Raw genomic sequence first — 12810 nt, 5'->3', positions numbered from 1 at the left:
CAGTTCCAATGTGGCCGATCACCCTCTCAGGTCGGCTACGCATCGTCGCCTTGGTAGGCCGTTACCCTACCAACTAGCTAATGCGCCGCGGGTCCATCTCAAAGCGGATTACTCCTTTAAATCAATTCCCATGTGAAAACTGATTATTATGCGGTATTAATCTCCCTTTCGGGAGGCTATCCCCCTCTTTGAGGTAGGTTACCCACGTGTTACTCACCCGTCCGCCGCTAATCCACTCCCGAAGGAGTTTCATCGCTCGACTTGCATGTGTTAAGCACGCCGCCAGCGTTCGTCCTGAGCCAGGATCAAACTCTTAATTTAAAAGTTTTTATGGCTCTATAGAAAATTGATATTAACTTCGCCCAGCTTCGTCAAATACTTCACTGTGGTGCTCAATTACGTTAGTAAGTTCCGCTCCTCGTTCAGCATTTTCCTCGCTGTACTCGTTACTATCAATTTTAGTATATTACTAAATGTAATACACAAAATTACGAAATTACTTTTTTAGCTGCTCTCGCAGCTCAAAAGAATTGCTGGTTTATTCTAAATAAGTTATACTTATATCTTCCTCTGTTTAATTTTCAAGGATCATTTTACTGTCTCACTTCGACAGCTTTTATAGTTTATCATGTATTTCTTACTCTGTCAACATCTTTTTTCAAAACTTAATTTTGAATTGCATAAGACATTACAATTGATATCTTCAAATTAATGTCTTCGCTTGATGACGACAGTTGCTATTCTAACACATTACCTATATACATAATTCAAAAATATCACCATTATATAAAATTATCTTATAATACATACACTATAATACTTATTTCTTAAATATTCTTATGCTGACACACTAGGTTATGTTGTTTTTTTTAATATAACAAAATAACCAGAGCTCTTGGTATCAGATACCTGATGCTTATTAACAGTCTTCTTAATTCCTTTAGCACTTAGAATGCGTTACCCTTTATGGAAAATCATTATCCAAATATGCAGCCAATCTAATACTCCCACCTAAAGAAGATGGGAGCTATCAGATAAAATTATCATTTTTTATCATTCAAAACTTTCAACATTCTTTAAAAAGCAATTAACCATATCGCACTGACAGTAAAATTGAAAGTTTTCTAGAGATTTTTGTAAAGAATATAAAGTATAACTCACCATATCTTTCTTTGCATTTTCACCCATATGCCCTATTCTTACTACTCTCCCTTGTAAATATCCAAAAGATCCTGCTATTAAAACATTGAAATTATCTACCATATATTTTCTAAGCTTAGATTCATCTATTCCTTCTGGGACTTCAATAGCTGTAACTGTATTTGAATATCCATTTTCATTATAAAGACTTAATCCTGCCTCTTTAACTGCTATCCTAACACTTTTACCTATTTCACTATGTCTTTTCAAAATATCTTTATCTTTTAAAATATTATCCACCGCCGCTTTAAGCCCAACTATATCACTTATAGGAGGCGTATATGGAAACCACTTTTCTTCATAGTAATTCTCCCAAACTAGCAAATTACAATAAAAAGACCTTATTGGTTTTTTCCTATTTTTCATAGTTTCAAAGGCGTCCTGGCTTATACTTAGTATTGTAAGTCCTGGAGGTGCAGAAATACACTTTTGTGATCCACCCACAACTATATCTATATTCCAATTATCTACTTCTAATTTTTCTCCTCCCATAGCAGATACACTATCTACTACAGTTAATATTCCTTTTTCTTTAAGCATAGGACATATTTTTGATATGTTATTTAACATTCCTGAAGGGGTATCGCAATGGACAACTGTAGCATACTTAAACTTACTATCTTTATCTAAAAATTTCTTCAGTTCATTTACATCTATTTCCCTTTTTCTATTTCCTTTAAAAAACACTACTTCTCCATCATAAAGTTTTACAAAATCAGCAAACCCTTCACCATATATGCCATTATCAATTACAAGTACTCTATCTCCTTCTTCTGTAAGAGAAGCACAAGCTGACTCAAGACCAAGTATTCCTTCCCCACTTAATATTCTAACCTGATTTTTGGTATTTAAAAATTTGGCTATATCTTCACAGGTATCTTTATAAAAATCATAAAATTGAATATCTAAGTCAGGATTTGTACATCTTTCACTTCTGGCAAACCTAACATTATCTCTAACTTCTGTAGGCCCAGGCGTCATTATATATGGAGCTTCCATAAAAATCACCTCTTAAACAATTTTAGTTAGAATTATATCATCGACCATATACTTTTCAAAATGTATGCATACAATTTGAAAATACACACATTATATCAATAATTTAACCTATACTTAATTGAAAATGTATTTAAAAGCTCTTTATATGCTAAAATATAATTGACATTGATAGTTTAAAGGAGGGACTTCTTTTATGAATGCTAAAGAAGAGCTTATAGAAAAAATAAAAAAAATATGTGATGGATATGATGAAACGCCCACTGGCGGATACATTTTTGGTGATGGACCTATTCCTTGTAATATATTATTCATAGGTGAAGCTCCGGGCAAAACTGAGGTAGAACAAGGTAAACCTTTTGTGGGAATGGCAGGAAAAACCTTTGAAAGTTACCTAAACTCCATAGGTTTACAAAGAGAGAATATTAGAATAACTAATACTTGCTTTTTAAGACCAATAAAAATAAACCAAGGGAAAAATGGGAGAAAAACTATAAGTAACAGGCCTCCTAAAACTTCTGAAATTGAATTATTTAAAGATATACTAAATAGAGAAATTGAACTAGTTTCCCCTAAAATAATTGTAACTTTAGGAAATACTCCTTTAAAAAAATTTACTAAATTTAACTCTATAGGTGAATGCCACGGTAAAGTCTACTTTAATGAAGATCTAAAAAAGGATATATTCCCTATGTATCATCCATCTGCGTTAACTTATAATAGAAATGATTCTTTCAAACTTATGTATGAAAATGACTGGAAAAAATTAAAGGATACTCTAAGTAGTATTTAAAGTTCCCTTTTGCTAATATATATTGTAAAAAACTCTATAAAAAATAGCTTCTATGATCATTTATCATAGAAGCTATTTTTATAAAGGACGTATCTTTATAAACAGAGTTCTTGGCATCAGATGGAGTTTTAACTCTACCTAATGCTTAGTCATCGGATAAGATAGATTCTTTTTACTATATTATTTCCTTAAAGTTTTCAAGCTGTTTTAATACTTTTATAGTATCTTCTATATCATTTATTGATACCATTTCAGATGTGGAATACTTGTATCTACATGGTACTGCGATTTCTCCGGTTCTTATTCCAATTCTCTCTTTATGTACTAATTCCCCTTCAGATTTACCTGTACTTATACTGTATTGTAGATTTATTTCGGATCTTTTAGCACAATTTTCTAACATCTCTTTTATATCTTTATGCATTATAAGTGAACTATCCATAATTTTAATTACTGGCCCTTCATCTATATTTATGTTGTTTTTTCTTTCTTCTGCATTTGTGGCATTTTCAGTACCAACTATTATACAATAATCAGGGTTTATATTATTTGCAGCAATTCTCGCACCTATTCCTCCTATTTCACCTTGAGATGCAAATACAAAATCAAGTTCTGCATTTTCTACTTTTACATATTCTATAAGCTTTAAAAGTATATAACATCCTACCTTATTATGTAAAAGTGGACTTATAACATTGTTGTCACCTACACTTAAATATGGTCCTACAAGAGATGCCATATCCCCTTCATTTACTTTTTTTAAAGCATCTACCCTTTCATTCACGCCTATATCTACAAATTCACCTTCGTGAGAAGTATATATTTTTCCCAAGGTTCCATTATCAAACCTTATGAAACTATGAGATATATCTTCCTTTTTAAAATTTCCTATGTTGTCCACCCTTATCATTCCATCATCATCTATATGATTTACTATAAATCCTACAGAATCCATATGAGTACACAGCATTATTTTAGTTTCACCAGAACCTAATTTTACTATTACATTACCTATATCATCTTCATACATATCTTGATTGATTTCATTTAAACGTTCCTTTATTACTTCCCTCACTTCATCTTCTTTACCACTAACTCCAAAAGAATTAATTAATTTTATTAGAAGTTTATCCATAAAAATTTCACCCCTCAATATTTTAAATTATCATCTATAAATCTGACAAATAACTTTTTACCAAAGTTAGAGTACTTTCATAATCCATCAAGCTGCACATTGAAATATTATAATCCATATGTTTGCATGGTATTAATACCGCTGCTGTCTTGCAGTTATTAATAGGTAAACGGACTGGTTTAAGTTTACTTATATCTTTAGTACTTATGCTCCTTTTGTAAGCAATTCCCATATTATCTGCCTTATTTCTAATAGACTTTACAATGTCTCTATTAAATATAGACTCTTCCATATTAAAAGGTATCACGGGTCCTCCTGTAAGTTCATTTGTTTTTAAATATTCCGGTACACCTTCCCCATCAGTACTATTTATAGTATCTAAATCTATCATTATATCAGGCTTAACATTGTAAGCCGCAGTATAAATTCCTCTTTTATCTATATTTCCCTGGACATAAAACACTCCATATAAATTACACTCATATTTTTCCTTTAATAATTCTAAAAGTATGGAACATCCTATTCTATTATCTAAAGCCTTGCCTTTTACCAAATTGTCTCCAAAATCAGAAAAACTATTGTCAAATACTACAAAATCTCCAAGTGAAACAGTCTTCCTACACTCATCTTTACTTGAGGCTCCGATATCTATACACATATCATCATAGGATATATTTTTATTTCTTTCACTTTTATCCTGAAGATGTATTGGTTTTATGCCTATAACACCATGTACTTTTTTGTTTCCAATTAAAACAGTTTTACAAGGCAGTGATCCTTTTTCCATTTTACCTAAAGTTGAAAACTTTAGAGTTCCATCATCATTATAAGCTGTAATTATAAGGCCTCTCTCATCCATATGAGAAGCTATCATTATTTTAGGCGATGAATTATCACTACCATCACTATGGACTATAACGTTTCCCATTCTGTCTACAATTACATTATCAGTAAAAGTGTACAACTCCTCTTTTATTACATTCCTAATTTCTTCTTCATAACCAGAAGGTCCTATACAGTTAGATAGTTTTTCTAAAAGCAAAATAATCCCTCCAATTCATCCTCTTTTAACTCTTGAATAAACCTAGCCAAAAGTCTTCCTGTGTTTTTGATATCCTTCAAATTTACCACTTCTACAGAAGTATGCATATACTTTATAGGAATAGATATAAGAAGTGTAGGTATTCCCCCTTCTGCAGTTTGAATATCCCAAGCATCAGTTCCAGTGTTTCCCGGCTCAACTTCAATTTGATATGGGATGTTATATTTATCTGCAGTTTGTATTATCCTGTTTTTAATTTTAGTATGTATATTAGGGCCTATACATATAACTGGTCCTGCTCCCAGCTTATTTTCCCTATCGCTATCCCCTAAAGTTCCACCATCAAAAGTAACATCAAGTGCTATACCTATATCAGGTTTAACTTCATAACTTGCCATTTTGGCCCCTCTATGTCCTACTTCCTCCTGACATGAACATACAAAATAAACATTTAAATCTGGATTTACATTTTTAAGTTCTTCCGCACAAACATACATGGCAAAAATACTAGCTCTGTTATCTATTGACTTACAACTTACATTATCATTTAAAAGCTCTACCATTTTTCTATCTAAAGTAATATAATCTCCTACTTTAATTAAACTTCTTAACTTTTCTGTACAAAAGCCAGTTTCTATATATAGGTTTTCCATACTAACTTTATTTTTTTGTTTATCACTATAATCATATTTTAACGCTACAACTCCAGATACATTTTCTTTTCCATGAATGATAACTTCTTGAGCAACAAGGCTTTTGGCATCTATTCCTAATCCTTTAAATTTTATAAAACCTTCTTTTGTTATTTCTTTTACCATTAAAAAAACTTCATCTGCATGAGACATTATCATTAATTTGCTAGAAGTTTTTCCCTCTTTATGTATATACATATTATTGAGTTTGCTTATAGTTATATCTCCAAATTGGCTAAAATTATCTTCTATAATAGAGTACAACCAGTCTTCTCTGCCACTTGGTGCATGAGTTTCGCATATTTCCTTGAATAAATCTAAGTCCTCCATTTTTACCTCCAATCAAATACACTGATAATTTAATTACACATTAGTTATCATATATTCTGCAGCTAACTTTATAACCTATCATAATCCAATTATAGCATACATATAAACAGAGTTCTAAGCATCAGATGGAGTTTTGACTCCACCTGATGCTTAGAAATCGTTATCCAGGGACGTACCTGCTCTTTACTCCAACTTGGGAAAGTGGGAGTATTAGAGCAGGTAGTCATCGGATAAATAAAAGTTTTCACTTAGAAACTTTACGTAAAATTTCTAGGTGAAAACTTAATTTTATTCACTATATCTTATTCTATCTATAATTGATTCCTTTTTTAATTTATTTTCAATTAAATAGGTTATGAGTATTGTTATTATTGCAAACGCTAAAATCAACACTAAAATTGAACCTAGTGGTAATTTATATTCTGCATAATCTGCTCCAGACTTTTTAAACAATTTAAAACACAGATACCCTAAAGATGTTCCAAAAATTATAGATATTAAGGAACTTCCAAGAGAATAATATATTCCTTCAATTTGAAGCATCTTGCGAAGTTGCTTGTCTGAAAGTCCAACAGCTTGAAGCATGCCATACTCTTTTTTTCGAGTAAGTATACTTGTAATCATGGTATTTATAAGATTTAAAATTCCAATAAGGGCTATAATACCAATAAAGCTCATTGCAATAATTTGTATTCCCATATACTGACTTTCAATTTCTTTTTTATAATCTGTATATGAATCATAGAATATTCTATTATCCTTTTGTGAAACTGACTTAAGCTTATTCTTTATAGATTCAAATTTACTGCTGTCGATATCTATATATACTCCTGCCATCTTGTTGTCATTTGCACTAGCTAACTTGTCCTTGAATTCTCCTCTTGTAAACACATCTTCGTGGGTTATAAGGTTATATCCATCTATTTCCCAGCCAAGACCTACAATATTTTTACTAACTATACCTGCTACAGTAAATTGTTTTTTTATACTTTCTGTTTGTTTCCCATTTTTATCCACCTGAATTGATAAATTAATTTTATCTCCAACTTTATATTTGCAAATTCTGTTATCATTTTTATCATAATTAGTTACAACCAAAACTTCATCTTTGCTTTTTAATTCTTCAGAAGATATTTTTCCCGCTATCAAATACTTTTTTAATTGACTTAAAAGATAATCATCATAACCATATAGTCCACAGCTTAAATTGTCTACAGATATATTTCCGGTATATTTTTCAGTACTAACATTTTTAACACCTTTAACATTTTTTATATTATTTATCATCTTATCATTTAAAGGATTACCCTCTGTTTCTGTGCTTGTTAATGAAAATTCGTGTTTAAAATCTTGTTTTGTGAGATTATATATATTCATGCTTTTAAGTACAGTACAAATTACAATAAATAAAATGCCGCTCATAGTAAGAGAAATCATAGTCATAATTGTTCTCTTTTTATTTCTCCAAAGATTTAAATGTGCAATTTTAGATATAGATATTTTCTTAATTGAATTTCTTTCTTTTTTCTTTGAATTTATTTCTATACCGCTGTATCTCATTGATTCTACTGGAGATATTCTCGAAGAAAGCTTTTCTGGTTTTCTAAGGGAAATTACAACTGCTAGTAAACTTATCAGTGCCGAAATAATTATAATATATGGTGAAGATTTTATTTCTATGGAGTACTTTGATATTAGTAACTGTCTTACTATATAATATATTACATGTGCAAATATAATCCCTATTGGAATTGCTATAATTGATAAAGTAAATCCTTCTTTAAATATAACTTTTCTAATCTGCTTTTTAGTTGCACCAATTGCAGAAAGAAGACCAAATTGTTTTATTCTTTCAATAACAGATACATAAAATATATTATAGATAACCACCATAGTTGCAATTATTATAATTAAAGCTATAACAAGAAATGATATTAATAATGATGGATCTCCTCCTACTGCGCTTATATACAGTGAATTTGTCTTTATATTTTCATCTTTTAAACCAATACTATGTCCAATATCAGAAACAGTGCTCATAATATTTCTATGATTTTTAACCCTTACATAACATGCCGTTTTTATTTTAGATGAATTTTGAGTTACAAGTTTTTTGGATACTACACCTATGACATCGTTTTGCTGCTTACGTATTTTATCATCGCTTAATATTCCACTTAAAATAAAATCTATACTTTTATTGCTTTCATATTTAATGTGAATGCTTTCTCCTATTTTAGATTTTACTTTCAATTTATCAAGTACCCATGATTCTAGTGCTATTTCATTTGATTTTTGAGGCAAATTTCCCCGTTTTAATTTCACATTCGTCATATCTGCCCCTGCAGAATCTGTATAAAATAACTCCATTGCAGAATCACTTAAATCCTTATTTTTTATAGTTTTGAATGGAATGCATTCACCTAACTTTTCAATTTTTCTATTGTTATTTAACATTTCAATTTGTTTATTATTTACATTAACATACACTCCATGATAATTTCCCATTTGTTCTTCAGCTGAATTTATTATAGAACTTTGTATGCTGTAAAACATTATTCCTGCTGCAGTTATAAGACAAGTGGCTAACACTATAGTAAGTATAATTAGTATGTTCTTGGTTTTAGAAAACTTTAAATTCTTCTTGGCAAGATTGGATATATAATTCATACTTACTCCCTCCCCTGCACTATTTTTCCGTCTTCAATTCTAATCACTCTATCACCCATCTGTGCAATTTTATCATCATGAGTTATCATAATTAGAGTTTGATGATATTTTTTTACTGACATCTTCAAGAGCGCCATAACTTCTTGCGCCGTCTTGGAATCAAGATTTCCTGTAGGTTCATCTGCAAGTATTATAGATGGTTTAGCTGCAAGAGCTCTACATATAGCCGTTCTCTGTTGTTGTCCACCTGACAGAGCATTTGGCAGTGAATTTTTCTTATTATATATATTCAAAGTTTCCATAAGTTCTTTAACATAAGTTTCATCTACCTCTTTACCATCAAGTCCTATTGGGAGTGTTATGTTTTCCCACACATTTAAGACAGGTATAAGATTGTATGCTTGAAAAACAAAACCTATATTTCTTCTTCTAAATATGGCAAGCTTATCATCCTTCATTGAAAATATATTCTGTCCTACAATATAAACTTCCCCTGATGTTGGTCTATCAAGCCCTCCAACCATGTGAAGCAGCGTACTCTTACCTGAACCTGACGTACCAATTATTACAACAAACTCTCCTTCATCTACAAAAAAACTTACATTATCAACTGCTTTAACTAAATTCTCATCTTTCCCATAATATTTTTTTAGAGATTTTACTTCCAATACCTTCATAACATTACCTCTCTTCAACATCCAATTATTATACTTAGAGGATAACATGTTAATATTACAATTCACTTTCAATATCACTTACATTTTTGTAAGAAAAGGCTGAACTTACTTCCTTTCCCTAGCTTTGAATCAACCATTATACTTCCACCTTGCTCTTCTAGTATCTTTCTTGTAAGATATAAGCCTACTCCAGAACCTTCAGATTCTTGAACTATTTTACAACTTCCTCTAAAGAATCGTTTAAAAATTTTGTTGAAATCCTCACATGGTATTCCTATACCGGTATCTTCTATATCAATTCTTATAAAAAAATCCATATCAGTCATACTTACATTTATTTTTCCATTAATATCTGTATACTTTATGGCGTTTTCCAGTACATTAATTATTGCTTCTTTAGTCCATCTCACATCATGAAAAATAGAAAATTCATATACATTTTCAGCATTTATCTCTATACTTTTTTGCAGAGTTTTCGAATAAACTCCCTCTATAGCTTTATGTATTGTATCTTTTATAGACCTTTTTTCTTTTTTTAACTCAATCATACCAGCTTCAAGCCTGGACAACTTTATAAGCGAACCTGTAAGCCACTCAAGTTTTAAAACCTCTTCTTTTATTGTATTTAAAAACTCTCTTTTTTCACTTTTACTTATACTTTCATCTTCTATTAGAATTGAATTAAAGAGTTTAATTGAAGATAGGGGAGTTTTTATTTGATGTGAAATATCTGTAACAAGAGACTTTATATTTTCTTTTTCCCTATATAATTTTTCTATATTTAAATTAAGTATTCTGCTTAAATCGCATAGTTTAGAATATATCTTAGGTAAGACTCCTTCATTGAAGCTATTCATATCCGTCAAGAGTTTTCCATTTACTGCCTCATCAACACTATTTAATATATATTCAAGCCTTTTCATAATATATAAACTGCAGCTTCTGAAAATCCACATTGATTCAATTAAGATTACTATAAACAATATAAAATTAATTTTTATTATATTATATACATTTTTATTAAATGCATCATCATTCCATGCTGTAACTTCATCATCATAACCATATCTTTTAGCAATACTTTTGCCATATTCCAAATTTTTAGCATCATACTTTTTAAGCAAGACAGTTTTTACAATTTCAGTTTCATTTTCAGGATTTAATCTTGTAAGTGTTCCAACTAGTTGAAGTGTAGAATTTATATTTTGCTTATACACTTGTTCAGTTATATAGTAATTTACAAAACAAGTTATCATCGAAACACTTAATATAGTAATAATCATTACATTAAATACTTTCTTTAATAAGGGATTTTCTTTTAAATATTCAATCATATCTTTACACATCCTTCTGTCCATATATACCCCATTCCTCTAACATTCTTTATATATTTAGGTTTTGAAGGATTATCCTCTATTTTTTCTCTAAGTCTTCTTATATTTACTGCTATGGTATTTTCATCTACAAATGTGTTATCTATGTCCCATAATTTATTTAAAAGCTGATCTTTGGTTATGATTTGTCCTGCATTATCCATTAAATATTTTAAAAGTTTTATTTCAGTCTTACTTAAAAATAATTCCTCTTCATTTTTTAACACTTTCATATCTGTTATAGAAAAAACTATATCTCCAGATACAATTTTTTTACTTTGATTTTTATTAGAATTTCTTCGAAGGAGAGCATTTATTTTAGACATTAATACCATAAGACTAAACGGCTTCGCTATATAATCATCTGCTCCCATATCAAGTCCTGTTACAATATCGATTTCTTGATCACAGGCCGTCAAGAATATAATAAGTAAGTCATTTTTTTTCCTAACTTCCCCACAGAAATCAAATCCATTCCCATCAGGCAAGCCTACATCAAGAATCATAAGGTCAACGCTATTTTCTGCTAATATTATTTTTGCTTCTTCAATAGTTCTTGATGAAAAAACCTTATATCCTTCTTTATTCAATTTAAAGCTAATTCCCCTATTTAATGATTTATCATCCTCTACTAATAAAATACTTTTCATTACACCTAATCCCCTACTTTTCAATTATAAATATATTAATATTTTATCACAGTAAAATTGATATACTAACACAAATTAGATATACTAATACTATAATTTAAATATAAGGAGGCACTCATGTCAGATTTACCAAGTTACGTTACTAAAAAAATGATACTTTATTTTGGAAATGATATAAAAAGAATAAATCATGCTTTAAAAGTATATGGTTTCAGCAAAACTATAGGCCAATTAGAAGGATTAAATGATAATGAAATGCTTATACTCGAATTAGCTTCCATACTTCATGATATAGGGATTAAAGAAAGCGAAAGGAAATATAATAGCTCAGCTGGAAATTATCAAGAAATTGAAGGGCCTCCTGTAGCTAAAGAACTGCTTAAAGAAACAGATCTAGATGATTCAACAATTGAAAGAATATGTTTTTTAATAGGTAATCATCATAGTTACAATAGAATTGATAAAATAGACTTACAGATACTGATTGAAAGTGATTTTTTAGTAAACGCATATGAAGATAATATTAAAATATCTGATATAGAATACATGAAAAATAAATATTTTAAAACTTCTACAGGAAAAGAACTGCTTAATTCAATTTATATTAAATAACTAAAGCCATATTTTATGGCTTTTTTCCATATAAAAAAAGAAGTACATTCAAGTACTTCTTTTGGTGGCTCACCGGGGAATCGAACCCCGGACAACATGATTAAAAGTCATGTGCTCTACCAACTGAGCTAGTGAACCATATTACCTGGCAGCGACCTATTCTCCCACAGGGCCTCCCCTGCAGTACCATCGGCACTCTGAAGCTTAACCTTCCTGTTCGGTATGGAAAGGGGTGTTACCTTCACGTCATTACCACCAGATACCGATTTGTCAAAATCTTTGATTTTGGTATAAATCGGTACTCATCAGCTTTAGCTGATTGAGTTTCCTTATATATTACATTTAAGAAGTTCAATTCAAAATGAATTTATTATCAACTTCATTTTATTTGTCCTCTCAAAATTGCACAGTAAACTTTTTTCTTTCGCTTTTTATTTGGTCAAGCCCTCGACCTATTAGTATCAGTCAGCTTAACAAGTTGCCCTGCTTACACCTCTGACCTATCTCCTCGTGTTCTTCGAGGGGTCTTACTAGCTTACGCTATGGGAAATCTTATCTTGAGGTGGGCTTCACACTTAGATGCTTTCAGCGTTTATCCCTTCCCAACTTGGCTACCCAGCTGTGCTCCTGGCGGAACAAC

General features: G+C 30.5%; 10 protein-coding genes, 1 tRNA gene and 3 rRNA genes. 2 read left to right on the top strand and 12 right to left on the bottom strand.

Annotated features, from left to right (window positions below; genetic code table 11):
- Positions 1 to 321, bottom strand: a 16S ribosomal RNA gene (locus WY13_RS12430); the annotation flags it as partial.
- Positions 322 to 1053: 732 nt separating this feature from the next.
- On the bottom strand, positions 1054 to 2199 hold the full coding sequence (locus WY13_RS12425) for a pyridoxal-phosphate-dependent aminotransferase family protein (protein ID WP_063555962.1): 1146 nt from the start codon (positions 2197 to 2199) through the stop codon (positions 1054 to 1056).
- Between the two features lie 193 nt (positions 2200 to 2392).
- On the opposite strand from WY13_RS12425, the gene WY13_RS12420 reads away from it, so the two are divergent.
- Positions 2393 to 2989 (top strand): uracil-DNA glycosylase, encoded by a 597-nt coding sequence (locus WY13_RS12420; protein WP_063555961.1) that lies wholly within the window; start codon positions 2393 to 2395, stop codon positions 2987 to 2989.
- 175 nt (positions 2990 to 3164) lie between these two features.
- On the opposite strand, the gene WY13_RS12415 is transcribed toward WY13_RS12420, so the two are convergent.
- From WY13_RS12415 to WY13_RS12385, 7 genes are all read right to left on the bottom strand, one after another.
- Positions 3165 to 4124, bottom strand: coding sequence for a hydrolase (locus WY13_RS12415; protein ID WP_063555960.1), 960 nt, complete (start codon positions 4122 to 4124; stop codon positions 3165 to 3167).
- Between the two features lie 34 nt (positions 4125 to 4158).
- A complete protein-coding gene (locus WY13_RS12410) occupies positions 4159 to 5166 on the bottom strand; it encodes a M42 family metallopeptidase (protein ID WP_063555959.1) in 1008 nt (335 codons plus the stop codon).
- Positions 5157 to 6188 (bottom strand): M20/M25/M40 family metallo-hydrolase, encoded by a 1032-nt coding sequence (locus tag WY13_RS12405; protein ID WP_063555958.1) that lies wholly within the window; start codon positions 6186 to 6188, stop codon positions 5157 to 5159. Before WY13_RS12405 ends, WY13_RS12410 begins: the two co-directional genes overlap by 10 nt.
- 288 nt (positions 6189 to 6476) lie before the next feature.
- On the bottom strand, positions 6477 to 8858 hold the full coding sequence (locus tag WY13_RS12400) for an ABC transporter permease (protein ID WP_063555957.1): 2382 nt from the start codon (positions 8856 to 8858) through the stop codon (positions 6477 to 6479).
- Between the two features lie 2 nt (positions 8859 to 8860).
- Entirely contained in the window at positions 8861 to 9535 is a 675-nt protein-coding gene (locus WY13_RS12395; RefSeq protein WP_063555956.1) for an ABC transporter ATP-binding protein, read from the bottom strand.
- Positions 9536 to 9609: 74 nt separating this feature from the next.
- Entirely contained in the window at positions 9610 to 10869 is a 1260-nt protein-coding gene (locus WY13_RS12390; protein ID WP_063555955.1) for a sensor histidine kinase, read from the bottom strand.
- Positions 10866 to 11558, bottom strand: coding sequence for a response regulator transcription factor (locus WY13_RS12385; protein WP_063555954.1), 693 nt, complete (start codon positions 11556 to 11558; stop codon positions 10866 to 10868). Before WY13_RS12385 ends, WY13_RS12390 begins: the two co-directional genes overlap by 4 nt.
- A 117-nt stretch (positions 11559 to 11675) precedes the next feature.
- On the opposite strand from WY13_RS12385, the gene WY13_RS12380 reads away from it, so the two are divergent.
- Positions 11676 to 12170 carry an HD domain-containing protein gene (locus tag WY13_RS12380; protein WP_063555953.1) on the top strand — a complete coding sequence of 165 codons (495 nt, stop codon included), beginning with the start codon at positions 11676 to 11678 and terminating at the stop codon, positions 12168 to 12170.
- Positions 12171 to 12232: 62 nt separating this feature from the next.
- Here WY13_RS12380 and WY13_RS12375 read toward each other — a convergent pair.
- From WY13_RS12375 to WY13_RS12365, 3 genes are all read right to left on the bottom strand, one after another.
- Positions 12233 to 12308 (bottom strand) — tRNA-Lys (locus tag WY13_RS12375).
- Between the two features lie 5 nt (positions 12309 to 12313).
- Positions 12314 to 12430: ribosomal RNA gene (rrf, locus tag WY13_RS12370) — 5S ribosomal RNA — on the bottom strand.
- Positions 12431 to 12605: 175 nt separating this feature from the next.
- Positions 12606 to 12810 (bottom strand): 23S ribosomal RNA (locus tag WY13_RS12365); the annotation flags it as partial.

It is taken from the genome of Clostridium ljungdahlii (assembly GCF_001636845.1).
GTDB classification, from domain to species: domain Bacteria; phylum Bacillota; class Clostridia; order Clostridiales; family Clostridiaceae; genus Clostridium_B; species Clostridium_B ljungdahlii_A.
This window is presented reverse-complemented; position numbering and strand designations above follow the sequence as displayed.